Source organism: Leptolyngbya sp. Heron Island J, from assembly GCF_000482245.1.
GTDB lineage: Bacteria > Cyanobacteriota > Cyanobacteriia > Phormidesmidales > Phormidesmidaceae > Leptothoe.
The window spans coordinates 94,751-120,545 of the sequence record NZ_AWNH01000115.1 but is presented as its reverse complement, the minus strand read 5'-3'; the positions used below and the strand labels follow the sequence as shown (position 1 = coordinate 120,545).

Genomic DNA, 25,795 nt, shown 5'->3' with positions numbered 1-25,795 from the left:
GTGCAGGTGTTAATTGTATGGGGGCGCTGGGGAATGGGCAACATCTGCTTTTCTATAGGCTCTTCTACAGATCTGATGGCGGCCCATTGGCAATATATTTATCGAGAAGTTGCGCAATTTTATCCGGTGTTGGAGGCTTAGCGAGAAAGTCATCTGCCCCTGCCATTTTGGCCCGCATCCGATCGATGACACCATCGCGGCCCGTCAAGATGATGATGGGTGTTTTGTAAAATGCATCGGTGCGACGCAGAAACTTGCAAAGCTCATAACCGCTGATATTGGGCATGGTGATGTCTAAAAAAATAAGGTTAGGTCGATGCTGGGTGAGTACAGAGATTTGCTCTACTGGCTTTGTCACCGACAGCACTTCGTAACCCAGGGGTTGTACAAATTCGGCCATCACTTTGCTGACTAGAGGGCTGTCGTCAATACACGCGATAAGTCCCCTGGTGCGCCCACGGGGATTTTCAACGATGGAGCGTGGTGGAACGTAGGGTGCAGGAATATCAGGAATTGGCTGCAGGTCTACCCAACCCTCATAAATCAACGGCAGTATCAGCTTGATCGCATCGGGGAGAGTGCGATTGGTCTGGGCCGCGATATCCCAGATAGTGATGTTGCCCCGCATCCAACGATTTAACCGTTCATACTTAGCGGCAGATAGGCGCAGCTGTAATCCCCGTGCATTGATCACAACGGGAGACAGATAGGGGAGTTCATGGGGCACCAGGGTAGGTAGATGTTTTCCTTCTAAAGCAGGCAAATCATTGTATAGCTGTTGCGATCGCACCAATGCTCGCTGCACCGATAAAAACACTACCTGCTGCGCCACCATGCGATTCGGATACCATTGCACATCAGTCGTAGGATGGGCTATTAGAGTCAGCATCACCTCATCGACAATGCTCTGAATCACTGCTTTGGCCTGGTTTAGAGAAATATAGTCACGCTGAATCGCCTGATTAATAAAATCTACTTCCCAATAATCATCAGGCATCCGCATATCGGTGAACCAGCTACCGGCAAACTGCTCACAATGGCGGCGTAGTGAACGATACCAGCGCCGAACCGAGTGTTGCCCACCAGTCGCATAAATTAAGCGGCCTGAATAGAAATAAAGCTTCCAGGGTTGATTTGTGCCCACTCCTAGCACTAGTTCACCGGTGCGATGTTGTTGAGCAAGAGCTAAAAAGTACTTAGATAGTGATTGGGCCTGGGTCAGCATATCAATATACCTTGAGGCTTGATGCTTGCCCCGAGTAATGCGTCAAGCTAAGAAACGTTGAACTAGGGAACGAGCACCACGGTATCGGGTACACCTAGTTTTCCCAGAGTTAGACAAACACAGCTATCCTGCGCCACCATGGCCCTGCTGGCCTAAACGCCTTTGCTCAATGTTCTATTGACGTCCGGAGCCAGCGCAGTTACGTCGATCTAGCTAGCTCTTGAGATGCCTGGTTTACAGCTGCTTTATCGGCAGATGCATCGATATCAGTTGTATATCCATGCCGTAGCTCCCAAACTTTGAGGGTAATCAGATACTCATAAAAAGCCTGGAGCAGACACCAGGTAAAGCCAGCTCGACCATCCAGGATGCCGCCCAGGAAAAAATACATGTAGATAAATCGCACCAGGGGCCGTAGCGGCATCCGCAGGGATAAATCTTTGAGCGCCCGTCGCCGCTCCACCTCAGAGCGTCCCAGGAATAGGGCTCGCCAGTTAATGTCATGATCGGCTAGCTGCTTAATCGTCTCGGCAGCTTCGTCGCTAGAATACCGATTGTGTTTTTCAATCCACCGTTCAAAGCCTTTGCTGCAGGTGTAGTGGGGATAGGTAGCCTGGAGAAACCCGGTGGACCCATTGCACACCTCACGTTCGGTATGGCCATAGTCGTCAAACCATACCTTATGTTTGTCGAACAGCCGTAGCTGATAGCGCGGATACTGGGTGCTGTAGCGAATCCAGTGATTCATAAACATGACACGCTCAGCGGCATAGTAGCCAACATGGTTACCAGACTGAGCAGCCGCTATGGACTCATCAAACAGTTCCGGTGTCATCCGTTCATCGGCTTCTAAGATGTACACCCACTCATATTTGGTGGAGACATTACGTAGCATCCAGGTACGCTGTTTGCCATGGCTTTCAAAGGCATGGCAAACAGTACGCACAGGATAGCGCTGAGCAATTTCTAGGGTGCGATCGCAACTAAACGAATCAACCACAATGATATCGTCCGAAACCAGAGCTGACTCAATACACGCGGCAATGTCTCGTTCCTCATTGTGAGTCAAAATAAAAATCGAAATCATTGCAATGTCCTAGAAACCACCCAGCGATCCAACCATCAAGAAACACTCAACCAGCCTTTTATCAGCTCTTCTGACCAGCATGCCCGGTTTTATCTACGGGCATATCAAAAAGACGAACTCACTACAGAATATTTGGTTTAGTTTGAGTAGCCAATAAAGGACAGATTAAATTCAGGCAAAATTAATCTACACAAGCTAGGGCTTCAAAAATGGGAAGTTTTCGGTAGCCCTGCCCGTTCGTTAAAACTTCCAGACAGGCTCATCATCAGCATAGGGCAACGCTCACGCCATATGCCATCCAAAGGGCTTAGTCTGAAGCTGTCAAACGCTCATGGGCAGCCAATATCGGGTTAGCCGTTTCAAAATCCAGACAGCCGATCGCATCTTCTGACAGCGCCTCCGTGGGATGAAGCGGGCACTTCAGCACAGCCTGGTTTGTAAAAAAAGCACAGTCTGTGCAAGGGATACGATGCATAGTCTGAGCTCGCTGGACGCTATCGCGAGCAGTCACAATCACCTGCCAGATACCCAAGGCAACGACAGACCAGGCTAAGACAAAGCAAATTGGCGCTAGAAATGGCTGCAGCCATTTCATTAGATGCAGCAAAATCAGCTGAACCAGTTGCAGTAGTTGATACATAAAGCCCTGATAATTCTTTGGATATCAGTTACGAGGGTGGGCGCTACAGGCCAGATTAGCTATCAGATTAGGCGGCATTAAAATTCACTGCTCAGAGAGAAAAGTTTTGTAGCAAAAGGAAGCATGGGCATTCAGTGGTAGTCAGGGCGTTCAACTGGAACAACTCTCTCAAAGACTACAACACTCTGACAAGGTGATTGAAACAAACCAAATAGAACAACGGTTCACCTGATTGGGTGAGCCAATGGCAGGAGGTGAAAGCGGTCTTGTTATTGCGAAACTAACAATCGCACATACCGCAAGTTCATGCTATTTATCCCTGCAATACCTCCAACTGCCACACCCCCCGTCGTAGTCAGTGCTGAGCTACTCCCCTCAATAACAGCCCATGATGAATTGTTGGGCCGAGCTGTTCACGCGCAGCAGCTAGGGAGCCGGGGTGATGATTATCTCCACGGTGGGGCAAACAATGATCGACTGCTGGGAAAAGCGGGCCATGATCAGCTCAGCGGCGGCAGCGGCAATGATATCCTCCTGGGCGACCGAGGAAATGATCGCCTATTTGGGCAAGCGGGTCGCGATCGCATACGCGGTGGTCTCGGTCACGATCGGCTCGACGGTGGCACCGGACAAGACCGTCTGTTTGGGGGGTCCGGTCGCGATCACTTGATTGATCGTGATGGCGGTGATGTCCTCGTGGGCGGAACCGGAGCCGATGAATTTTGGATCGGCAATGGTACCCAGGGTATAACTCGAATCCGAGATTTTCAGATAGGTCGCGATCGCATTAAATTTACCCAGTTAGGCATTACCTACGACCAGCTTACGTTTAACCGCCAGGGTCGCCACACAATCATCTCCCACCAGGACCAGCCGCTGGTAAAACTCAACAATATTCGCCATCATCAGCTCAAGGCCAACAACTTTGAATTTGGCGATGCCGATCTGATTCCCATTCTGCAAGCGGCTCTAGAAACCACTGAGGCCCCCGGTGCAAACATGTATATAACCACAGGGGATGGTTCCGTTTGGCATGGTGCCTTTGGTCTTGCCAACCTGGAAAATGGCACCCCTATGCCTGCGGATGCGGCCATGGACATCGGCAGCATTACCAAATCGATGGTGGCTGTCATCACGTTGCAACTGATGCAGGAAGGCAAACTAAGCTTGGATGATACCCTCAGCCAGTGGTTACCCAACACCATCGGAAAGATTGAAAATAGCGAAACTATCACCCTGTGCCAGTTGCTTAACCACAGCAGTGGTATTCCAGAATTTTTGGATGAGGATTTTGCAGAGGTAATCTTGTCAGATCCTCATCGCATTTGGCAACCGGAAGATTTTTTGCAGCTGGCCTATGGAGAACCTGGCAACTTTCCACCAGGAGAACGCCACAGCTATAGCAACACGAACTATACGCTGTTGGGACTGGTTATTGAAGCGGCGACCGGAGATACCCTGGCTGAGCAGTTGCGATCGCGTCTCTTTGAACCCCTAGGCATGAATGCGTCTTCAGTGGTCTATGACAATGACATGGCCCCCAACGTGCTACGTGGGTATGTTGACATCCAAGAAATCGACCCATCCGCAGAATCACAACTTGTTCCCATATTCTTTCATCCCACTGCCCAGGGCTTTGGCGAAGGCGGCGTCATCTCATCGGTAGCAGACCTGGCCCGCTTTTCTGGGGCCCTGCACGATGGAGAATTGTTAACTCCCGACACCTTTAATCTCATACAACAGGAGAGTCTGCTCATTGATGAGGAAGATGGAGATCGATATGGTCTCGGACTAGAACTACACAGTACCCCTGGCGGTCCCCTTATTGGTCACAGTGGTGGTTTTCCAGGCGCTGGCAGCTTCATGTACTTTCTGCCAGAACAGCAGCTCACCATCGTCACTATTGAAAACCAAGAGGAAACAGCAGGGAAACCATTCATCAATCTGTTCAAGACATTGTTAGCAGCAGACGAATAATCTTCCCCTGTAGGGGCATTACAAAATGCAATGCAGGTATTGCATTTTGTAATGCAGGGCGTCACGAGACGCGCCTTCTTATTTCCAGGATGAAATTTTGGTAGTGAGTCAGCCCACTGTCAGGAACTTAAGATATGTAAAGATGTTAAGTAAATATTAAGCACTACGTTTGATAATGAGGACAAATCATTTGGAAGCCATTTAAAATCTGCAGTGTTGGAGCAATCTTTAGATTACTCACTTGTGTAAGCTACTCCATTTGTTCGGGAGTAGTTTATTTACAAAGAAACGGCGCTTATGGAGAGTAATTTGTTAGCACTTAATTCTGCTAACAAATTACTCTTTGTGAACATGTCAACGTTATTCCTAAAGGCTTTAGAAAAAGCCTAAGCTTTAGAAAATGGTTAATTCATTTCCCTCAACATCCTCTTTTTCACAGGAAGACGATTCACTCTCCACTGAACGCTCAGGTTCCTCTTCTTCATTTTCCAAAGCTTGGGCTATTCGGTATATGCAGCAGGTGAATCAGCCATTGTCACGCCCTACGTTTGCTAATGAACGAGAATTGCGAGCGGCTATTGCGAAGACACTGCACCAGGCACTGCGGCCCATTAGCGCTAAAGCATGGAACAAAACGGAGCAGCTTCTTTCCGAAGAGGTCGTGCGGCATCAATTAGATCCTGACATTATTGATCCGTGGGCGATTGCGGGAGATGTATTCCAGATTTTTGACAAAGCCTTTGAAAGCTATGCTTCATTTATATATCCAGAACGCTTTGCCGTCAGTATTGCACCTGAGCTAGGTCATATTCGCGCAAAATTTACTGCTGTAGATCCTAGAGTAATTGGCTTTGTCAGTATGCAGTTTCACTACACTGGGCAATTGCTGTTGGAGTTGCTTGAGCCTAGCCAGCGCGGAGTATTGGAGCTTTACTTTAAGGCAATTGACGATCATCTTTATATGCCATTACAAAGGGCGTATGATGCTGCCTCGAACTATCCCTATGCGTCACTAGAATTAAGGGTTGTTCGGACGCTTCTTCCTAAGAGTAGTTCTATTGCTCAGCGGGTAGTCGCTAAAGTTTCAGACGCATTTCCTAACCATCAGTGCTATAGCGGCCCCTTAAAATCACCCACCGTGAGAACGTCTAGCACCCGAGATGCAGAAATGTTTCAAACCTATCTTTGGGTGTGTCTGCTAGAGAAAAATCCTAGCGTCGTACAGCAGGAGCTGTTTCCTTTGTGTGTGATGCTGTACCCCACATTTAACGTGAATTGGGAGCTGGTACGCTACATGCTTAAACTGTTGCAACGTGAGGTTGTTCAGCTTTTATCTCCGAGTGAGTTTGCTCAATGTGCATACCACTTTGATTTACTGGAAACAATTTTTTCGCCAGAAGTTACTGAGGCGAAGGGTGTCTGCTCAGAGAAAGCTGTGGCGACCGCTTAAGGAGACGTTTCTGCATTAGCGGCTGCCACAGCTATGGTGCTGTAGCGTCAGTACACTTTCTGCCAGAACAGCAGCTAACCATCGTCACCATTGAAAACCAGGAGGAAACCTCAGGACAACCGCTCATCAATCTCTTCCAGACATTGTTAGCGGCAGACGAATAAGGATATCCAGATGGTGGGCCGTGCCCACCGTCCAATTCAAAATTAATCCTTCAAAATCAATATCACGGTTGCTGCGTCGCAATCCCTAACCGTACACCTGCCAAATTCCGAATCCGATCCATCACCGCCACCACCTGACCATGGGGCGTCGCCGCATCGGCCCGTATGGTCACCATGGCAGGCTGCCCCGGTGCAATTAGCGCCTGCACATCAGCCGGCAAGGCCTCTAGGGTCACTGGCTGATCCCCCAAAAACAATGCCCCCTCTGCCGTAATCGTTAGGGTCAGCGCGGCCTCATCCTGACTGACCGAGGTGGTTGCTGTGGGTAGCGTCACCGGCAACCCCTCAGCCCTTGTAAGGTACAGCGTAGAGAGAATAAAAAACGCCAGAATCGCAAAGACCACGTCGATCATCGGTACGATGTTGATAGTCAGACGAGACTCTTCATCAGGGGGAAGATTCATAATCGTAGGATGGGCACGGCCCACCAGCAATGGGTGATCGGATCATAGCGACAGTGGTTAACCCACCCCGCAGCTCATCCCAAGAGGGGAAAGCGCTCAGCCTACGTTAAAGGGTGAGCCAATCTAAGGAACACTCTACCTTAAGAAAAAGCATAGCTACGATCAATCTTCACTCGGCAGGGGTGCTGTAAACGGGGTGGGTTGACCGCTAGGGCCCACAGTCCGATGGTGCGATGCATCGCCCCCTACGCCTCAAGTCATACGTAGATCATTAGTTGAGAAGAAAAGTTAATAGTTGGTTGAGTTTTTGGGTAGGTAGGGGTCATAGTGAGGATAGATAGGAACTGCCACTAGTGTTGTTCAACAAGCACTTTAACGTTAGCTCCTAAAGCGATGATCATCAAACTGTTTGGCATTTCATTGACTCTAACGTTGTCGGCATTGATGACAGAGATAGGCGAGGCTTCCCAAACAACGAGTGAGCCCATCATTTTGTCAATGGATAGGATAGAGGCTAAAAAACAGAAGCAGACCGGCTATTTAATGAGTCATTAAGCCTATGGCGAATCAGTCGCTGGCAAGAGGCGCTTGAGAAATTAGAACAAGCCCTAATATTGTACCGAGAAATTGGCGATCGCCAGGGGGAAAGTAGGTCACTGACAGGATTTGGATCTATTGCCGACAGCTTAGGACAGTATTCCCAGGCCTTGGACTACTATGAGCAGGCCCTGGTTATCAGCCGCGAGATTGATGACCGCACTGGCGAAGGGGCAACGCTCAACAATATTGGCCTTACTTACCACAACTTAGGGCAGTATTCCCAAGCCTTGAACTATTATGAGCAGGCTCTCAGGATTATGCGTGAGACTGGTAACCCCATGAGCGAAGGGACTACTCTCAACAATATTGGCGGCATTTACGATAGCTTAGGGCAGTATTCTCAAGCCTTGGACTACTATGAGCAGACACTCGCAATTTTTCGTGAGATTGGTAACCGCACGAGCGAAGGGACTACACTCAACAATATTGGCAGTATTTACAATGGTTTAGGGCAGTATCTTCAAGCCTTGGACTACTATGAGCAGGCACTCAGGATTATGCGTGAGATTGGTAATCGCGCTGGTGAAGGCATTACTCTCGATAATATTGGCCTTACTTACCACAACTTGGGGCAGTATTCCCAAGCCTTGGACTACCATGACCAGGCCCTCGTCATCCAACGGGAGATCGGCGATCGCGCCAGCGAAGGTAGCACGCTCAACAATATTGGCAGCATTTACGATAGCTTAGGCCAATATCCCCAAGCGCTAAACTACTATGGGCAAGCCCTGAGCATCAGCCGTGAGCTCGGTGACCCCACAGTCGAAGGGAGGACGCTCAACAATATTGGCCTCACTTACAATCACTTAGGCCAGTATCCCCAAGCGCTGGACTACTATGGGCAGGCCCTTGTCATCAGCCGTGAGATCAGTGATCGCACTGGCGAAAGAGGGACGCTCAACAATATTGGCCTCACTTACAATCACTTAGGCCAGTATCCCCAAGCGCTGGACTACTATGGGCAGGCCCTTGTCATCAGCCGCGAGATTGGTGACCGCGCTGGTGAAGGGGCAACGCTCAACAATATTGGCCTCACTTACAATCACTTAGGCCAGTATCCTCAAGCGCTGGACTACTATGGGCAGGCCCTCGTCATTAACCGCGAGATCGATAACCGCGCTGGCGAAGGCATCACGCTCAACAATATTGGTAGCACTTACGATAAGTTAGGCCAATATCCCCAAGCGCTAGACTACTACGAGCAAGCCCTCGTCATCCAGGGCGAGATCGGTAACCGCGTAGTCGAAGGGGCGACGCTTAACAATATTGGTCTCACTTACGATAAGTTAGGTCAGCACCCCCAAGCGCTAGACTACTATGAGCAGGCCCTCGTTATCCAACGCGAGGTCGGCAACCGCGCCAGTGAAGGCGTTACGCTCAACAACATTGGCTGGCTGCTGGAGGCGACGAAGGAATCTGAGTTAGCAATTATCTTCCTCAAACAGTCAGTCAATATCTACGAAAATATTCGTGATGATAACCAAACATTAACCCAAGAACAACAGCAATCTTATACAGATACTGTTGCCCATACCTATCGAAAGCTGGCAGATCTCTTGCTTCAAGAAAATCGAGTGCTAGAAGCCCAAGCTGTGCTTGATCTTCTGCGAACACAAGAGTTAGAAGACTATTTTCAGGATGTGCGTAGTCATGATGATGTGCCTAAAGACGTTGACTATTGGCAACTAGAAGAAGAGATCCTTACCCTCTATAAAGAGGTTCTTCTGGCCAAAGATGACTTAGCTCGACTAAAAGCCAAAGCAGATACTGAAGGCTATGACTCACTCACTTCCGAGGAACTAGAGCTGTATGATCAACTTAGCGCCCGTGAAGACGAGCTGTTGGATAACTTTACTGAGTTTCTAGATTACCCAGCCGTAAAAGAAGCCATCGCCCAGCTACGCACCTCAACAGAAGGCCAAAATATTGAACTGGCTAGCCTTCGCACACTTCAAAACAACATTGCTGACCTGCCCAATGCAGTTCTACTGTATCCACTCATCTTTGACGACCGACTAGAACTCATCCTGGTGTCTCCAGATGCCCCACCTATTCGCCGTCCGGTGGAAGTCAGTGCTAAGGACCTCAATGAGGCCATCCTTAACTATCGCACCCTGCTCCGCAGTCCCCATGGCTCTACTCAACAGGCAAAAGCAGCTGCACAAAAATTCTACAACTGGCTGATTAACGATATCGAAGAAGACCTGGCCCTGCTCGATACTGGCACCAGTACCCAAACCATTGTCTATTCTCCTGATGGTGCCCTGCGCTATATTCCCCTCGTCGCCCTGCACGATGGCAACCAGTGGCTGGCCGAGCGATTCTCGGTCACCCACATTACCACCGAATCCATTAGTGATTTTGACACCCCACCCCAGCCTGAGCAGAAAATCTTAGCCGCTGCCTGTGCCGACTGTAGTTTTAGCCCCACCGTTGGCGGTGAGCAATACACCTTTAGCGACCTTCCCTTTACCCGCACTGAGGTCAACAACCTGGCTACCCAGATCCCCAATACCGATGTTCTCCTTGATGCTGACTTTAGTAAAGCTGACACCGAACGCCGCATTGAATTAGGTGGCTACAATATTATTCACCTGGCCACCCACGGTGCCTTTATCTCCACCAGTCCCGATGATTCGTTTCTGTTATTTGGCGATGGTGATATTGCCACCCTGCGAGATATTAGCAGTTGGAATTTAGCAGGTACCGATTTGGTGGTCTTGAGTGCCTGTGAGACAGGACTGGGCGGACAGGATTTAGACAGTGGGATTGAGGTATTGGGGCTGGGCTATCAGATTCAGCGAGCTCAGGCAAAAGCAGCGATGGCATCGCTATGGCGAGTAGACGATGGCGGCACCCAAGCGTTGATGAATGCCTTTTACCTGGCCCTGAGTAAGGGATTACCCAAAGCCGAAGCTCTCCGCCGAGCTCAGCTAGCCCTGATAAAAAATGATCTCTCGGTCATTGCAGGAGAATCCGGAGCGGCGATTAATATTGTCGATTTCGAGACAGGCGAACCGATTAGTCTGAAGGCCAGTTCAGACCATCCCTACTACTGGGCACCGTTTATTTTGATCGGCAATGGTTTGTAGATAGCACCACACGCCGATGGTGCGATGCATCGCACCCTACCCCAAAGCCTTTTCCAACTGATTCTTTGCAGCATCCAATGCCTCGGGTAATTTCAACGCATCACGACCGCCTGCCTGGGCAAAGTTAGGTCGACCGCCACCACCACCGCCCGTAATCTTGGCAATACCGCCGATAAATTTACCAGCCTTCAAACCTTTATCCATGACAGGCTTACTAAAGGTTGCCACCAGGCTCACCTTGCCCGCAGCGGGGATAGACCCCAACACCACAGCTCCATCGCCTAGCTTCTGTAACAAACGCTCAGCAGCAGTCTTCAAAGAATCCGCATCTACTTCGCCCATGTTGGCCACTAGCACCTGGAAATCGCCCACAGTCTCTGCTTGATCTAACAGCTGATCAGACTTCAGCAATGCCAGCTCAGATTTGAGACCATCAACGGTTTTCTGCGTCACCTTCAGTTCGCTCTGCAGGTTGGTAATCCGGTCCACCAGTTCCTCAGGCTTTGCCTTAAACCGGTCGCTCAGATCTTTCACAATCTGGTCGCGCACATTTAAGTATTCCAGCACCGCCGGACCAGCCACTGCTTCAATGCGTCGCACGCCAGCGGCAATCCCCGACTCGGCAATGATTTTAAATACGCCAATCTCAGCGGTGTTGCCTACATGGGTGCCGCCGCATAGCTCCATAGACACGCCAGGAAAATCGACGACGCGCACTTCATCGCCGTACTTTTCACCAAACATGGCCGTAGCCCCTTTGGCCTTGGCATCGTCAATGGGCATGACCTCGACTTGGGCACCGTGGGCTTCCGCAATCCAGGTGTTTACCTGGGCTTCTACCTGCTGCACCTCAGCATCGGTCAGAGCGCGAGGACAGTTAAAGTCAAATCGCAGCCGGTCAAAACTCACCAGAGAACCGGCCTGGGAAATACTGTCATCCACCAGCTTCTTAAGAGCAGCCTGGAGTAGGTGAGTAGCGGTGTGGTTAGCCTGAGCCCGACGACGGCAGGCGCGATCGATTTGCGCGTTGACGCTATCCCCCACAGACAAGGTGCCGCGTTCTACTCGACCTAGATGGATAAACAGGTTGTTGTCCTTTTGCACATCTTCGATGCGTACCACCAGTGTGTCGCCGGAGAGAAAACCCCGGTCACCAATTTGACCACCGGACTCGGCATAGAAGGGAGTTTTGTCTAAGACCAGCTGTACTTCAGTACCGGCTTCTGCAGTTTCTACTGTTTCGCCATTGACCAAAATGGCTTTCACCATACTCTTGCTGGTGGCGTCGGTATAGCCGAGGAAGTCAGTGGAATCGATACCCAGTTCGTTGAGGTTACCCTGGGCCAGCAGGTCAATGGTTTCATGGGCACTCTTGGAACGCTCGCGCTGGGCTGCCATTTCTGTTTCGAACCCGGCGACATCGACGGTCAAGCCATTTTCTTCGGCAATTTCCTGGGTGAGTTCTAGGGGGAAGCCAAAGGTATCAAACAGCTTAAAGGCTTCTTCGCCGGAGATTTGCTTGGGTTTGCGCTCCAGAATTTCTGCTAGCAGCTTTTCACCCCGCTCCAGGGTCTTAAGAAACTGGTCTTCTTCCCGCTGCAGCTCAGCTTTAATAATGCCTTCGCGCTGCCGCAGGTCAGGGTAGGCAGATTCGCACAGCGCGATCGCACTTTCGGCCACTTCATTAATAAAGGCACCTTCAATCCCCAGGAGACGACCATGGCGCACGACGCGCCGAATCAAACGGCGCAGAATATAGCCGCGACCCACATTGGAGGCAGTGATGCCATCGGAAATCATATGAACCACAGACCGAACATGATCACCAATCACCTTTAAGGACACCTTGGCAGACTCATCCTGCTCAAAGTAATCCACCTTGGCGATGTCTGCAGCGGTCTGAATAATCGGGAAAATCAGGTCCGTTTCATAGTTGTTAGGCTTTTTCTGCAGAATTTGGGCCATCCGCTCCAGACCCAGGCCGGTATCAATGTTCTGAGCCTGGAGCGGCGTCAGCTTGCCATCGGCATCCCGGTTGTACTGCATAAATACCAAGTTGTAGAACTCGATAAACCGGGTATCGTCTTCAAGGTCAATGTCGTCGTCCCCGAGCTCGGGATGGAAGTCGTAGTAGATTTCAGAGCAGGGGCCACAGGGGCCAGTAGGACCAGACGTCCAGAAATTGTCCGCTTCATCCATACGGATAATGCGCTTTTCGGGGACACCTACTTGATCACGCCAGATGGCGTAGGCATCGTCGTCTTCCCGAAAAACACTCACCACCAAATTCTTGGGGGCAAGCTTAAATACTTCAGTGGAAAGCTCCCAGGCCCAGGCTACTGCCTGCTCTTTGAAATAATCGCCAAAGCTAAAGTTGCCCAGCATTTCAAAGAACGTATGGTGGCGAGCAGTGCGGCCCACATTCTCAATGTCGTTGGTACGAATACACTTTTGAGATGTGGTAGCTCGGTCGACAGGAGCCTGACGCTGGCCTAGAAAAATTGGCTTAAAGGGCAGCATGCCCGCAATCGTCAGCAAAACCGTGGGGTCTTCGGGCACTAGAGACGCACTGGGCAGAATCTTATGGCCTTTCGCCTCATAAAACTTGAGAAAGGCCTGACGAATCCCAGCGCCAGTGGTAACCGATTTTTTTAACCCAGGCTTTGACGTAGACATTTTTTAGCAAGCGCGTTTAGCGGATTTAAGGGTTTAGCAACGTAGTTTCTACCATTCTGACCGATGTTGCATCAAGTTTGATGAAACGGCCATGGTTTTTGTAGGTATTCATTGACGAATAGATGTGTTCCGTAGAACGAGGGGCTAAACCTCTGCCGAGTGCAAATGGCGTTCAATTAACTCACAGCATTCACTAACTGGGCGACGCTCGGCCATGGCGTCAATCAGTACTCCGTAGGCATCCGCTTCTTTTTCAATCAGTGTTTTGGCTTGGAGCATAGACCAGCGTTGTTTGAGAGGCACCTCTGCCAGAGGACGGTTGATTTGCCGCCACAGCAGGTTGAGCTTAAGACGGTCGTCATGCCCTCCCTCGGCGCTCCCGTAGGTGATTTCCTCGGCGGCAATGCCAGCCATCCATACGGTGCAGTAGCGGTCGATTTCTTGCTGGCTGATTTTACCGGCTGCAACGGCTCGATCAATATCGTCAGTTTTGAAGATCACGCCGCCATTGCCATCGACGCCGGAATGCAGGGCTTCCCAGGCGGTCAGAGTGTAATCGGCAATGGGAATACCCAATAGGTAGGCGGTTAAAAAGTGACCGGCTTCGTGGCGGACGATGCGATCGCAATATTCCGGCGAGCGCTGTGATATCCAGTCAATCAACAATCGACCACCGCGCCCTTGCCAGCCCAGCTGATCAACAGCCGCTATACCTAACAACGCGGCGGTAACGGTTGCCAGACCCTCTGGCGAAATCGCCAGCAGCGGACCTAGCAATATCAGCATCGTCACCGAAAAAACCGAAATAGCGATGAGGTTTAAGGTGATTTGACTCATAGTGCGATCAGTTCAGTTAACAGTTGCGATCGCCAACAGTGCCATCGGGGAGTATGGTGTCACAAATTACAGCCTCTGACCAGGTTGCCCCCCGCAAATTAGCCCCCTTGAGGTTAGCCCCCCGCCAGTCAGCACTGCCGATCACCGCCGCCGTCAGCTCCGCATTTTCAAGATTAGCCCCTTGAAAGTTGGCCCCATCAATGTTGGCCTGGGTGAGCACAGCTCCAGTCAAATCTGCACCACTCAAGTTAGCCCCTTGCAAACGAGCCCCATTCAGCGACGCCCCAGCCAAGTTAGCCTGGCTCAAATCAGTTCCCTTCAGCTCTGCCAGCATCAGGTTAGCTTCCTGCAAATTACTATTACTCAAGTTTGCATCAGTCAGCTCTGCCACCTTCAGGTTAACCTGAGCAAAATCTTCCCCTGACAGATCGGCTGAAGTGAGGATACAGACCGGACAGTCTCTCAATTCCAGCAGCATGTCCACATCATCTTGCAAATATGCCCAACTGGGTGTGGCAAACCCCAACAGCCCCCACAAGACCACTAATAATGCACCAAGGCCCGTTGCCAACGATTTTACGTTCATCCTCTTTCCAAGTGTGAATTGTCAAACTGGTTCCAGGCTTCGAGGTCACCTACTCCGTCACCTATTACATCCTAAAAGCTGACGGTCATTCTCAGCCAGTACACCTGCAGATGTCAAAATAATCTCAACCTCCATCCCACACACCAGTTACTTTCCCACCACTGCTGCTTTTGAAACTTCACCAAACAGGTTTCAGGTATCATAAAGCTCTGAAAAAATCAATCCCATGCTTGCCCATCAAGCCCCCCATCTGCTGCCGATTCGTGTTGATTTTTGTTTAAGCCGCTCAGTTTCTGTGTTTTTTTACGTAAATATAAGTAAAGTTAAGTACAGCCATCTATCTACGTAGCCATATCTCGTCACTCTGAGATATGACCAGGGTGCTTTTACACTGACAGACTTACAAAATCAAAAATTTGTAGTAACAGGTTTTCTGTAATGACAGGGGTAAAGCAGCAACTTGTCCTTATCTATATGATATTGGGCACGGTCATAGTCTCGATGTTTGTTCCCATCGATTGGCAAGGCCAAGCCAAAGTCCTGCGGGATTGTGTTGTCATGGCTTGGGTGGTGGGAGTTTTAAATTTTGCCTATTTAGGAGGGGGGTTAAATCGCCTCTTGGGCATTCGTCCCCGTGAGCCATTAGGGCTATTGGGAATTTTGTTTTCCCCTTTCCTGCATCGCAATGCTGGACATTTGATTGCCAACACGCTGCCTTTTGCAATTTTGGGGTGGTTAGTTCTGCTCCAGGGCATTGATAACTTTTACGCTTTGAGTACAGTTATTTTATTAGTTAGTGGTTTAGGTACCTGGCTTTTCGGGCGCTCAGCCATTCATCTGGGGGCTAGTGGCTTAATTTTTGGATACCTGGGATATTTGATTGCCCGAGGCTATCTGGAAGTCACTCTAATGACCATTGGGTTAGCATTTGTCGTCATGCTGCTCTATGGTGATCAAGTTGGGACAATGTTACCTGACTCCGATGAAACCACACTGTCGTGGGAAGCTCATATGTTTGGCTTTTTAGGCGGTGTCCTCGCCGCGTACAATCCGGTCTTTTTGGATCAGATGAGTGTGTTTCTAGCAAACCTCTAGATGCCTTCATGGCGTTCTGTCACAACCTTTTATAAATCTCTAAAAAATAGCTATGACAGCACCTCAACTGTCATAGCTATTTGTTTTTTTAACGTTCTGGTTGATTTAATCAAGCTGTTCTAACGGTCTGCTGAAGGGCTGATTTGATGCCTGGAAATCAACGTTTGAACAGGTGGTGAGCAATGCGTTTTCAGGGGGTTTGATGAATGTATACCCCTGACTCATAGCTGAAAAAGTCAAGACTCATAACTTGTTCATGTTTGTAGTAGATACTGTGTTTAGGATAGGTCACGTAACCAGTGGGGGGATCCACCATGAAAGCTGTTGCAATTGCCAGTACGCTCATTTCGCTCGGTGCCATCGTTAGTCCAGTCATGGCTCAGGAGACTACTACTGAGCAGACTGCACCTGTTATTGTTGCTCAAACAAGTGAAACTCTGAGCACCACGATCCGCAGTGACGAAACGCTGTATTTAGATAAAGATCAGGTTCACGAGTACAATTTGGTGCTCGATGAGCGCTCAGAGATTGACGGTCGTTTTTTCCCGGCAGGCAGTATTATTCGAGGACAGTTTGAGCCTGTGGATGGAGGACTACGGTACGTGGCAAACTCCGCAGAGGTCGGGGATCGAATTTTTGAACTCAGCGCTGTGTCTGAAACTCTCACCGATCAAAAGGACCCTCGTCAAACTGACGTAGACGATATTATTGAGGACGCAGCCATTGGCGCTGCTGGCGGTTTGATTGTTGGTGAAGTGCTAGGTGATATTGACTTCTTAGAGATTTTGGGTGGTGCGGCCGCAGGTGTCGTTGTTGGTAATGTGACTGCCCCGACCGTCGTTGTGGTTGAACCTGAGCAAACGATCTTGCTCTATGAAGATTAGTAGTTTGGCCAACGTTTAGCCCGTTATCAACGTAAACAAAAAGCTTCAGCGGAGTCTATGCTATCCGCTGAAGCTTTTTATTATCTATCCAAGAACATAAAATCACCGTGGATAGTGGCGTTAAACTAGTAGCCTGGCGTACAGTTTTCTGAGTATGGCGTCGCCAAAACTCACGATGAACTTACGATCAGCTCACTTCTCACCCCAACGGTCAACAATTGTGAGTCACTGGTATCAACTTGAAGTCGCTGTGGCCGCACAGCAAGTGAACACTCATCTAGAGGATGGATTAACGACTGAAGCAGCCAACCAGCGGCTGTTGAGAGATGGACCAAATGAACTAGTCACAGCTGAAGGTAAATCGCCCTGGCAGTTGTTATGGGAGCAATTTAGTGCGCCGCTGGTGATTATGCTAATTGTGGCAGCCGTTGTCTCTTGGCTAGTGGGAGCCTTTCGCGATGCGATCGCAATTCTTGCCATTGTTATTTTCAATGCAACCCTAGGGTTTCGCCAGGAGCGTAAAGCCGAGCAGGCGTTGGCGGCCCTAAAAAAGCTAGCGGTGCCAACGGTCCGCGTCCGCCGTAACGGCCAGGTGCAGGAATGTTCCATGACCTCTGTAGTGCGGGGAGATCTGGTGCTGCTAGAGGCGGGTAATGTAGTGCCTGCCGACGGTCGGTTGGTTGAGACCGTCAATCTGCAGGTGCAAGAAGCCGCGCTGACGGGGGAGTCGGCTCCGGTAGATAAACAGGCGACGGTTGTTTTTGAAAAAGAACAACCCCTGGGCGATCGCTGCAATATGGTCTATCACAGCACCACCATTACCCGTGGGCGCGGTACCTTTGTGGTAACTGAAACCGGCATGGGGACTGAGATTGGCCACATTGCCCGCATGCTGCAGTCGGTTGAGGGCGAAGCTACACCGCTACAGAAGCGCCTGGCCCAGCTGGGGAAGGCGCTGGGGGCAGGGGCAATTGCCATTTCGCTAGTAATTGCCGCCATGGGTCTGCTACAGGGAGAGCCCTTGAGACAGATGCTGCTCACCGCCGTCAGTGTGTCTGTGGCGGCGGTACCAGAAGGGCTACCGGCGGTTGTTACCATTGCCCTGGCGCTGGGGGCAGAGCGTATGTTAAAGCGTAATGCGCTGATTCGCCATTTGCCAGCGGTAGAAACCTTAGGGTCAGTGACGACAATTTGTTCTGATAAAACCGGCACCCTCACCGAAAACCGCATGGCAGTGACCGTACTAGATGTGGCCGGGCAGCAGATAGAGCTATCCGACGATATGGCCATTGGGAATCGAGCCATGAGTTTGCTGTTGCTCAGCGGTGCCCTATGTAACGATGCGTCCTTAGACAACAACCATGCCATTGGTGACCCTACAGAGACGGCCCTGGTGACAGCGGCGGCTCAAATGGGATTACCAAAACGCAAACTTGACCAGCTGTGGCCTCGTATAGACGAGGTGCCCTTTGATTCAGAGCGGAAGCGGATGACCACCTGTCACCGCTGTCAGCAGCCCCTACCAGAAGCACTACAGCAGAACTGGCAGCAATCGGTACCAGCAGACACTCACGTTGTGGTCTTTAGCAAAGGTGCCCTCCACAGCATGATGACCACAGTTGATCGGGTGTGGACGGACAATCAAATTCAGGTACTGACCGATGAGCTACGTCAACGGATATTTTTGGCCCACGACCGACTGGCCAACCAGGGACTGCGGGTATTGGGGTTGGCATTTCGGCCCCTGTCAGCTCAGCCAGACTGTCTAGAAGAAAAGCTAGTATTTCTTGGCATGATGGGGTTAATGGACCCGGCCCGTCCGGAGGTAAAAGAGGCCATTGGTCTGTGTCAAACTGCCGGGATTCAGGTGGTCATGATTACGGGTGACCATCCTCTAACCGCCCAGCACATCGCTCAAGATTTAAGAATTTCTGGTGACACACTACTCACAGGGCAAGACCTCAGCCTCATGCCCGTTGAGCAGCTAGAGACCGCCGTTACTAAAACTGCCGTTTATGCCAGAGTCACCCCTGAAGACAAGCTGCGAATTGTGCAAGCGCTACAGCGGCAGGGGCACATCGTGGCCATGACGGGAGACGGTGTGAATGATGCCCCGGCTTTGAAACAGGCCGATATTGGCGTAGCTATGGGCATCACCGGTACCGATGTGGCTAAGGAAGCCGCCGATATTGTTCTTCAAGACGACAACTTTGCATCAATTGTGGCAGCAGTCAGGGAAGGTCGGGTAATTTATGAAAATATTCGCAAGTTTATCAAATATACCTCGGCAGGGAACGTGGGACAGCTGTGGCTGTTGTTGCTGGCACCGTTTTTGGGGATGCCAATTCCGCTAGTACCCATCCAGATTTTATGGATTAACCTAATTGCCGATGGTCTCTTGGCACTGGCACTGAGCTTTGAACCGGCTGGACGGCAAGTGATGGAACAACCGCCCCACCGTCCCAATGAGAGTGTCTTTGGCCGCGGCATGGGGGTCGATATTCTCTGGATTGGTGTGTTGCTAGGAATTGTGTTGCTGTTGGTGGCTAATGGCTACTGGCGTAACGACGATCCGTCCTGGCAGACGATGGTGTTTACCACTCTGGCATTTTCTCGAATTGCCCTGTCAGAAGCGGTGCGCTCCTCCGATTCGTTATTTCAAATTGGTCTTTTGTCAAATGTCAAACTGTTGGGGGCGGTGCTGCTCACATTTGGCTTACAGCTGATGGTGATCTATGTGCCAGTCTGTCAAATACTTTTCTCAACGGTGGCCCTGAGTGGACAACAGATTGCGATCGCAATCCTGCTGGGCACCATCAGCTTCTGGGCGGTAGAACTCAAAAAGCTGTTAGCTCGCTAAGGGGATTGCACCCATCTACAGCCCCAGGTTGAGGCCGTAGATGGGTGGATGAGTGATGGGGTAACGGGGAAATTATTTAAGCGCGGGAGCCTAACTGCCCATAGCTTTTTCTCAGACATAACAATCTAACCATATCGCCATCAACAGCTAAATTTAGCCAATCTAGAATCCTTGAGAGAGACTCTTTTGCAGTCAGCTAGCATGAGAGTTTTCTTAAGGGTAAATCCTGGGGCCTATGTTAGGGTTAGGTAGATTTATTGATTACCCCCATAGCGCTTCAGCAGAAAGAACTTGTATTTACTTAGAAAATTATGAATTGATAGAGGAGCTGAGTAGGGCTGTGATCTACTTTATCGCTGCATGGTGCATAGTATCTATCGTCAGTTGGCTCATTGGCACTGCCCTAATTATTAGCTTACGGGCAGATTGTTTTGACCGCATGGGAGACCGGATTATCGTCTCCCTATGGTTAGGACTGGTTCTACTAGCTGATAGCTTACTCTTGCTCTCCCTGATACTGCCGCTGTCACCCATCGTAGGTTTGGCATTTGCTATTGGCATCAGTCTACTGCTAATCTGTTGGGCTCCGATCAGAGACGAACTCCAGCACCTCTGGAGAATAAAATCGTTAGCTGTAGTGGTAGCCATTGCCAGTTGGGCCGTTTTAGTTGCTGCCTATATGACCACACAGGTAACCTGGTTTGATACAGGACTGTACCATTTTGGATTAACTCGCTGGCTATCAGAATTTGGTACAGTTCCGGGGTTAGCGCTGGTCTTAAATAATCTTGGTTTTACGTCTTCTTGGTTTGCGCTAACGGCTCCTTTGAGTATTGAGAGTGTTGCATCCCGCGTCCATGCCGTGACCAATGGATGGGTGGCATTACTTGCTACCTGTCATGGATTTCTCACCCTTTGGTATTGGGTTACGGGCAAAGCTAGAGTAACCGACAAGTTTATGCTGATTTTTCTGGTCCTGGTGCTGCCAGGACTGACGGTAACTCCGTTTTTATCAGCGATTGTAACCTCCTCTTCTCCAGATGTCCCCATTATCTTCCTCACGGGCGTAGTAGCTTGGAGCATTTTAACAACGACAAACAGCCCCTCATCACGCTCTGAACAATCCAGAACACATCTGTGGGGTGCTTCACTCATTCCCTTATTGCTAGCCGTGGGAGCCGTCTCCATTAAGCTGTCGGCTCTCCCGCTGCTACCCATTGCGCTTTTATTTTATGGGCAGCAACCATTCCTAGACTATCGTCGATTATTGTTTGGCGGTTTACTCTCTTTATTACTTCTATCACCGCTGATGATCGTCAGTATAGTCACGTCTGGCTGCCCTCTTTATCCATCGTCCGTACTGTGTGTGAATGTGCCCTGGAGAGTGTCAGCCGCCGTTGCACATCGTGCAGTAGAAGTTATTCGTTTTTGGGATCATAACTTTGGGGAAGTTCCACCTGGAGCAAATCGCTTTTTCTGGCAGCTCTGGGAATGGCTCAAATTTGCTCGCTTTAATGCCATCATGCTGCTGCTGTTGTTGTTGTCCATGGGTTTTGCCATACCCACACTCAGGTCAGCTCGTAAACAAAAGATTGATAGCACGTCATGGCTACTGTGCTGCAGTCTGATTGGCATGGTGTTTATTATGCTCCGCGCTCCGATGATCCGCTTTGGCTTAGGTTATTTTATGATGACTCCAGCCATTACAATCTCGATTCTAGGCACAGCATATTTCGCTAAATCAAATTGGCAATTCCCTCGATACTTCTCAGGGCCAAACGTCAGGGGATATCTGTCTAAATCATTTTTTGTAGGACTCGGACTGATCGCAGTCCTGATTCTATTTCAACCAGACATTCAAGCTCGCTTGTTCCTACCCCCAGCTATGCCAAGTACTGCTGTCGAATCTAAACAGTCTTATGATGTCCAATATGTTCAGCCTGTTAACGATAGCGTCAAGTGTTGGGATGCCCCAATCCCTTGCACTCATAACGAACTTAACATTCGCTTACGTCATCCCTCCCGTGGATTAAGAGCTGGATTTGTACCGGCAGAGACAGCATATTAAGCAACAAGACAGGTTTAGGAAGAAGACGTTGCGGTCATTGTGGAAGCGATGGAGCGCTGTTTATACTTCTCCCAGACAAAGCCCACCATATTAGCAACTTGCGACAGAAAAAATAATCCTGAGAGACTCAAGGCGCGCACGGCTTGATACTTGGCAAAGGGATACATCAGTAGGCGGATATAAAACGCCAGTGGCTCTACTTGTATCGATTGAGTTTGTCGCTGACTGCGGACTCTATGAAAATGGAACGCTCCTCGACCGTAGTTAAAATGTTGTCGCCAAAAGGATGTTAGGCTGAGCTTATGGGCATGCCTGAGCTGCATTGTCGGAGCGTAGTGCATGGGAAAGCCATGGTATCGCCAGCGATCGCAAAATTCTCGGTCCTCTCCAGCGGCTAGGGGAAAACTGGTGTCAAACCCCTGGAGTTGTTGATATATAGTGCGGGGCATAGCAAAGTTATTGGACGCAAAAAACGTGGCTTCGCCTCTGGCCTGGTTGTAATAATCGTAGATATAGTCAATCAATAATTGACTGGCCGTAGAGTAAAGGTTATTGGGCAAAGCATTCAGAGTGCGTCCACCAATCAAAGCGCCTGGCACTTGGTGACAAGCCTCTGCTAAAGATCGCAACCAGTCAGACGTTGGCTGACAATCATCATCGGTAAACACAAGATAATGCCCTCGTGCCGCTGTCGCCCCAGTATTGCGGGCGGCGGCTGGACCCGTGTTTTGCTGTTGAACTAAGTGCAGTGAAAGCGATGACGCAAACTTGTCAGTAATCGGACTTAACGGGATGCGGCTACCATCATCTACTACAACAACTTCAAAACAATCACTGGGGTAATCTAATTGAGCAATGCTTTGCAGACATTGTTCCAAACAAGCAGGGCGATTGTAGGTTGGAATAATAATGGAAAATTGCAGGGAGGGGAAACTCATAACTCAAAATGATGACGCAAAACGCACACGATAATCTGCTTTGGAGTCGCTGACCTGACTGATTTAAAGCATTGTTCTATCTGTTGTGTAGGCGGAAAAAGTCTTACTAGCTGTTGTTTTCAGCAAATGCTGTCCTAAACGACGAGCCAGGGCCAGAATGGTAAAAGTGGGGGAGTAAGAAGGACCAGTGGGAAAGACTGCTGAACTGGCGACATAGAGATTATCTGTACCAAATACGCGACAGTTGGGATCGACCACGCCCGCTTCAGGATGACTGGCCATACGTGTAGTCCCCATTTGATGGGCAGCGTCTGTCATTGTCTCTAAGCTGGGTGGTTCATCACCAAAGTCAAAAGTCCCGAGACCTACTGCAGCAAAGCGTTTGGTTAAGAGCTGTAGGGTCTCTGCCATAGAACGGCGATCGTGATCCGTGAAGCACCAGTCCACCTGTAGCTTACGCTGGCCAAGCACATCACAGTCCGTGGCCAATTTCACGCGACTCCCTATCTGTGGGGCCTGTTCAGTCACAAATTTGACGCGATAATTAGCGACAATACCATTGCCATCTCGACAGATCGGACGACCCCGCACGATGCGTCCTAAACGCTCTCTCACCCCTTCATAAATCGGCTGCAGATACAACACATGTTCCAACAGTTCTTGTTTACGCTGTGTCTCGTCATCAAGGGCAAAGCACACACAAAACCTTGGTTTCGGGGCATATTGCAGCTCGTGGGCATAGTATTGTGCTAGGGGACCCGGCCGTAGTTTACCGGTATGGTGCTTGGGGTGATCGGTATAGAAACGACCAACCAGGTCATGGGCATTCCCAATGCCGCCAGGGAGTTGACGGTCGGACGCTAAGAGCAGACGCGCCGTTTCAAACGCGCCGGTGGCTAACACAATGGAGTCACCGGTAACAATCAGTTCTCGGCCTTCCAGGGAACGGCAAATCACTGACGTCACCCGCTGACAAGTATCATCGAGTTTGAGTTCAGTGGCCGTTGCCCCCAGGACAACTTTTAGGTTTTGAGATTGGCGCATCTCATCACCAAATCGGATAGCCGTGCGGGTGGGGGTTTCCTCCCAGTAAAAACTGCTCATTTTTAGGCCACCTGCCGCCAACTTTGCGCGCCAGGTCATAATCTCGGGACGGCTGGCTTCTGCCTCTAAATCGCCAAAGCCATAGTCCCTGGCTGCAGAGCGGTAGTGTTCTAAGAGATCGCCATAGCGAATGGGCCAGCCACTGTTGGCAATCCAGGGTCTACCTTCAAAATCCCAGGGCTGTAGATATTTCCATTTCCCTGTCCAGACGTTACTGGTGCCCCCAAACTGACGGACCCGACTGACACCGCGAAGCTCGGGCGGTAAGTATCGGTGGTAGTAAGTGTTGGGATTTAGCTCACGATGGCGTTTACCCAGGAAAATCACATCATTGAGCGCCTGGATTTTGGGATCAAATTTTTCCCGCCCGCTTTCTAACAGAATCACCTCTTGGCCATGGCGAGCCAGATAGGTGGCCACTTCGGAACCGGCGATCCCAGAGCCGACGACAACAACTTGCCCCCGCAGCTGTGTTTGTTCACCCAGTTCAAGAATATCGGTAATCATAGAATCTCCCTGTGAAAAAATATCTGATCAGAGCCGATTACTGTAGCTTGTTGAGCAACGCTGACATAAACAATTTGCCTTGGGTATAGCCCCCTGGCAGCAGCAGCCAAATACAGATGTAGAACAATGAATAAACCAGCCCCGTAACCAGCAGCCTCATGAGTAATAGATTGATGGTGGGCATGAATATTTGCACTGGATAAAGCAAACCGGCGGAGAAAATAGCCGCGATCGCAGGTCGCCATAGGGCCCCCATAAAGTCGCCCAAGGTAATGGGGGATTGGCGTACACAGTAAACCACCGCTGGGTAGCTCAACAAACACATCGCAACGGTGTAACCAACGGCCACGCCATAGGCCCCCCACTGCACACCGATTGCGATCGCAGCAATCATCACTGGCGTATGAATCAGGCTCCAGCGCAGCTGTCGTTGGGTTGTGGCCGCCGACACATAAATCCACTTAGTCACCCGGTAGAGGCAACCCACAAACACCCCCACAATCAGGACACGAAACATGGGCACAATCTCTAACCACTGCTCCCCTAGCATCAACAGGGTGACATCATCAGCGGTCATAAACAGACAGGCCAGGGCTGGCATACATACAGCAAAAATCAGCAGCAGCCCTCGCCGACAATAGAGTCGATAACGCTCTGGTTCAGATAAACTGCGGCTCAAACTGGACACCGCCACATCAAACAGCGGATAGTAGATTTGCCAAAATGGGAAATAGGCCCACTTGTAGGCCATGGCATAAAATCCCAGGGAGCTGGCCCCGCCCACATAGCCCAACAGCACCCGATCCATCTTCATACCCACCCGGCTAATACAGCGAAACCCGGTTAGATTCAGCCCATAGGAGAGAGTTGAACGCAGATCTTGTTGGCAGTGAGCAGAGTTGGCCAGACGCTGGGGACGCCAATCACAGTAAAGCCAGTAGGCAATCCCTTTTGTGACTTGTAGGGCCGTCAGCTGCAGTACTAAGGCCCAATAACCGAGACCTAGCCAGGCGGTGGCGATCGCCACCACCGTACTTGTCACCAATGCCACCAATTCAATTGCAGTCAGCAGCTCAAACCGCATTTGTCGTTTAAGCAGCGACAGATGCTGAAATGACAGACACAAACTAGCCACACCAATGGCCAGACATAACAGCATATGAGTCAGTTCTGGTTGCCCATAAAACTGGGCAACCAGGGGGGCCGTCAGCACCATGGCACCGAGAATCAGAGCATTGATTTTTAGGGATAGCCAAAAGATGACGCTGGCCTGTTCAGGATTAAACTCCTGACGTTGCACAGTGGCCGTTTCTAACCCCAGATTGCTGAGACTATCCACAATACTCAGCACCGGCTGCACCATCGCCAGCAATCCAAAATCAGCCGGCACCAGCAACCGCGCCAGTACCATGGTGCCACCGATACCAATGCCTAATTTGAGGGGTTGAGCCGCCACAGAAATGAGACCAGACTGCAGTGAGCGCTGGGTTAAGTTGGCTTTTAGGGCCGTCATTTCAAAGTGACGATTAGATTTAGCCATA

General features: G+C 50.1%; 17 protein-coding genes. 7 read left to right on the top strand and 10 right to left on the bottom strand.

Translation table 11 applies throughout. The annotated features are described in order from the left end of the window. Positions 1–64: 64 nt before the first annotated feature. The 3 genes from N836_RS74055 to N836_RS70890 all read right to left on the bottom strand — a co-directional run bounded on the left by N836_RS74055 (position 65) and on the right by N836_RS70890 (position 2,952). Positions 65–1,225, bottom strand: a complete 1,161-nt coding sequence (locus tag N836_RS74055; protein ID WP_023076798.1) for a response regulator — start codon at positions 1,223–1,225, stop codon at positions 65–67. Between the two features lie 199 nt (positions 1,226–1,424). Continuing rightward, complete coding sequence (locus N836_RS70895) at positions 1,425–2,312, bottom strand: glycosyltransferase family 2 protein (protein WP_023076797.1); 888 nt, start codon at positions 2,310–2,312, stop codon at positions 1,425–1,427. Positions 2,313–2,619: 307 nt separating this feature from the next. Further along, entirely contained in the window at positions 2,620–2,952 is a 333-nt protein-coding gene (locus N836_RS70890; RefSeq protein ID WP_023076795.1) for a hypothetical protein, read from the bottom strand. Between the two features lie 306 nt (positions 2,953–3,258). Here N836_RS70890 and N836_RS70885 point away from each other — a divergent pair, with 306 nt between their 5' ends. Then, entirely contained in the window at positions 3,259–4,929 is a 1,671-nt protein-coding gene (locus tag N836_RS70885; RefSeq protein ID WP_023076794.1) for a serine hydrolase, read from the top strand. Between the two features lie 400 nt (positions 4,930–5,329). Further along, positions 5,330–6,379, top strand: coding sequence for a hypothetical protein (locus N836_RS70880; RefSeq protein ID WP_023076793.1), 1,050 nt, complete (start codon positions 5,330–5,332; stop codon positions 6,377–6,379). 226 nt (positions 6,380–6,605) lie between these two features. Here the strand turns inward: N836_RS70880 and N836_RS70875 are convergent, their stop codons facing one another. Continuing rightward, positions 6,606–7,007 carry an ExbD/TolR family protein gene (locus N836_RS70875; protein ID WP_023076792.1) on the bottom strand — a complete coding sequence of 134 codons (402 nt, stop codon included), beginning with the start codon at positions 7,005–7,007 and terminating at the stop codon, positions 6,606–6,608. A 566-nt stretch (positions 7,008–7,573) separates the two neighbouring features. Between N836_RS70875 and N836_RS70870 the strand changes: the two genes are divergently transcribed. After that, complete coding sequence (locus tag N836_RS70870; RefSeq protein ID WP_268744353.1) at positions 7,574–10,699, top strand: CHAT domain-containing protein; 3,126 nt, start codon at positions 7,574–7,576, stop codon at positions 10,697–10,699. Between the two features lie 36 nt (positions 10,700–10,735). Here N836_RS70870 and alaS read toward each other — a convergent pair whose 3' ends face one another. From alaS to N836_RS70855, 3 genes are all read right to left on the bottom strand, one after another. Continuing rightward, positions 10,736–13,375 carry an alanine--tRNA ligase gene (gene alaS / locus N836_RS70865; protein WP_023076789.1) on the bottom strand — a complete coding sequence of 880 codons (2,640 nt, stop codon included), beginning with the start codon at positions 13,373–13,375 and terminating at the stop codon, positions 10,736–10,738. A gap of 144 nt (positions 13,376–13,519) precedes the next feature. After that, positions 13,520–14,212 carry a hypothetical protein gene (locus N836_RS70860; protein WP_023076788.1) on the bottom strand — a complete coding sequence of 231 codons (693 nt, stop codon included), beginning with the start codon at positions 14,210–14,212 and terminating at the stop codon, positions 13,520–13,522. A 16-nt stretch (positions 14,213–14,228) separates the two neighbouring features. After that, on the bottom strand, positions 14,229–14,798 hold the full coding sequence (locus tag N836_RS70855; protein ID WP_023076787.1) for a pentapeptide repeat-containing protein: 570 nt from the start codon (positions 14,796–14,798) through the stop codon (positions 14,229–14,231). A 501-nt stretch (positions 14,799–15,299) separates the two neighbouring features. Between N836_RS70855 and N836_RS70850 the strand changes: the two genes are divergently transcribed. From N836_RS70850 to N836_RS70835, 4 genes are all read left to right on the top strand, one after another. Continuing rightward, the gene (locus tag N836_RS70850) at positions 15,300–15,893 is read left to right on the top strand and encodes a rhomboid family intramembrane serine protease (protein WP_036055021.1); all 594 of its coding nucleotides are present in this window, start codon (positions 15,300–15,302) and stop codon (positions 15,891–15,893) included. Between the two features lie 314 nt (positions 15,894–16,207). After that, a complete protein-coding gene (locus N836_RS70845) occupies positions 16,208–16,777 on the top strand; it encodes a hypothetical protein (RefSeq protein WP_023076783.1) in 570 nt (189 codons plus the stop codon). Between the two features lie 175 nt (positions 16,778–16,952). Then, entirely contained in the window at positions 16,953–19,637 is a 2,685-nt protein-coding gene (locus N836_RS70840) for a cation-translocating P-type ATPase (protein ID WP_023076782.1), read from the top strand. A gap of 340 nt (positions 19,638–19,977) precedes the next feature. Further along, the gene (locus N836_RS70835; protein ID WP_152532309.1) at positions 19,978–21,705 is read left to right on the top strand and encodes an LIC_10190 family membrane protein; all 1,728 of its coding nucleotides are present in this window, start codon (positions 19,978–19,980) and stop codon (positions 21,703–21,705) included. Between the two features lie 14 nt (positions 21,706–21,719). On the opposite strand, the gene N836_RS70830 is transcribed toward N836_RS70835, so the two are convergent. From N836_RS70830 to N836_RS70820, 3 genes are all read right to left on the bottom strand, one after another. Next, positions 21,720–22,643: a glycosyltransferase family 2 protein gene (locus N836_RS70830; RefSeq protein WP_023076780.1), complete on the bottom strand. Its 924-nt coding sequence runs from the start codon at positions 22,641–22,643 to the stop codon at positions 21,720–21,722. Positions 22,644–22,706: 63 nt separating this feature from the next. After that, complete coding sequence (locus N836_RS70825; RefSeq protein ID WP_023076779.1) at positions 22,707–24,254, bottom strand: GMC oxidoreductase; 1,548 nt, start codon at positions 24,252–24,254, stop codon at positions 22,707–22,709. A gap of 37 nt (positions 24,255–24,291) precedes the next feature. Further along, positions 24,292–25,794, bottom strand: a complete 1,503-nt coding sequence (locus N836_RS70820; protein ID WP_023076778.1) for a lipopolysaccharide biosynthesis protein — start codon at positions 25,792–25,794, stop codon at positions 24,292–24,294. Position 25,795: the final 1 nt, after the last annotated feature.

Excerpts from the sequence above, each read along its gene's own strand:
- N836_RS74055 (WP_023076798.1), bottom strand. The coding sequence starts at position 1,225 with ATGCTGACCCAGGCCCAATCACTATCTAAGTACTTTTTAGCTCTTGCT.
- N836_RS70895 (WP_023076797.1), bottom strand. The coding sequence starts at position 2,312 with ATGATTTCGATTTTTATTTTGACTCACAATGAGGAACGAGACATTGCC.
- N836_RS70890 (WP_023076795.1), bottom strand. The coding sequence starts at position 2,952 with ATGTATCAACTACTGCAACTGGTTCAGCTGATTTTGCTGCATCTAATG.
- N836_RS70885 (WP_023076794.1), top strand. The coding sequence starts at position 3,259 with ATGCTATTTATCCCTGCAATACCTCCAACTGCCACACCCCCCGTCGTA.
- N836_RS70880 (WP_023076793.1), top strand. The coding sequence starts at position 5,330 with ATGGTTAATTCATTTCCCTCAACATCCTCTTTTTCACAGGAAGACGAT.
- N836_RS70875 (WP_023076792.1), bottom strand. The coding sequence starts at position 7,007 with ATGAATCTTCCCCCTGATGAAGAGTCTCGTCTGACTATCAACATCGTA.
- alaS (WP_023076789.1), bottom strand. The coding sequence starts at position 13,375 with ATGTCTACGTCAAAGCCTGGGTTAAAAAAATCGGTTACCACTGGCGCT.
- N836_RS70860 (WP_023076788.1), bottom strand. The coding sequence starts at position 14,212 with ATGAGTCAAATCACCTTAAACCTCATCGCTATTTCGGTTTTTTCGGTG.
- N836_RS70855 (WP_023076787.1), bottom strand. The coding sequence starts at position 14,798 with ATGAACGTAAAATCGTTGGCAACGGGCCTTGGTGCATTATTAGTGGTC.
- N836_RS70850 (WP_036055021.1), top strand. The coding sequence starts at position 15,300 with ATGTTTGTTCCCATCGATTGGCAAGGCCAAGCCAAAGTCCTGCGGGAT.
- N836_RS70845 (WP_023076783.1), top strand. The coding sequence starts at position 16,208 with ATGAAAGCTGTTGCAATTGCCAGTACGCTCATTTCGCTCGGTGCCATC.
- N836_RS70840 (WP_023076782.1), top strand. The coding sequence starts at position 16,953 with ATGAACTTACGATCAGCTCACTTCTCACCCCAACGGTCAACAATTGTG.
- N836_RS70830 (WP_023076780.1), bottom strand. The coding sequence starts at position 22,643 with ATGAGTTTCCCCTCCCTGCAATTTTCCATTATTATTCCAACCTACAAT.
- N836_RS70825 (WP_023076779.1), bottom strand. The coding sequence starts at position 24,254 with ATGATTACCGATATTCTTGAACTGGGTGAACAAACACAGCTGCGGGGG.
- N836_RS70820 (WP_023076778.1), bottom strand. The coding sequence starts at position 25,794 with ATGGCTAAATCTAATCGTCACTTTGAAATGACGGCCCTAAAAGCCAAC.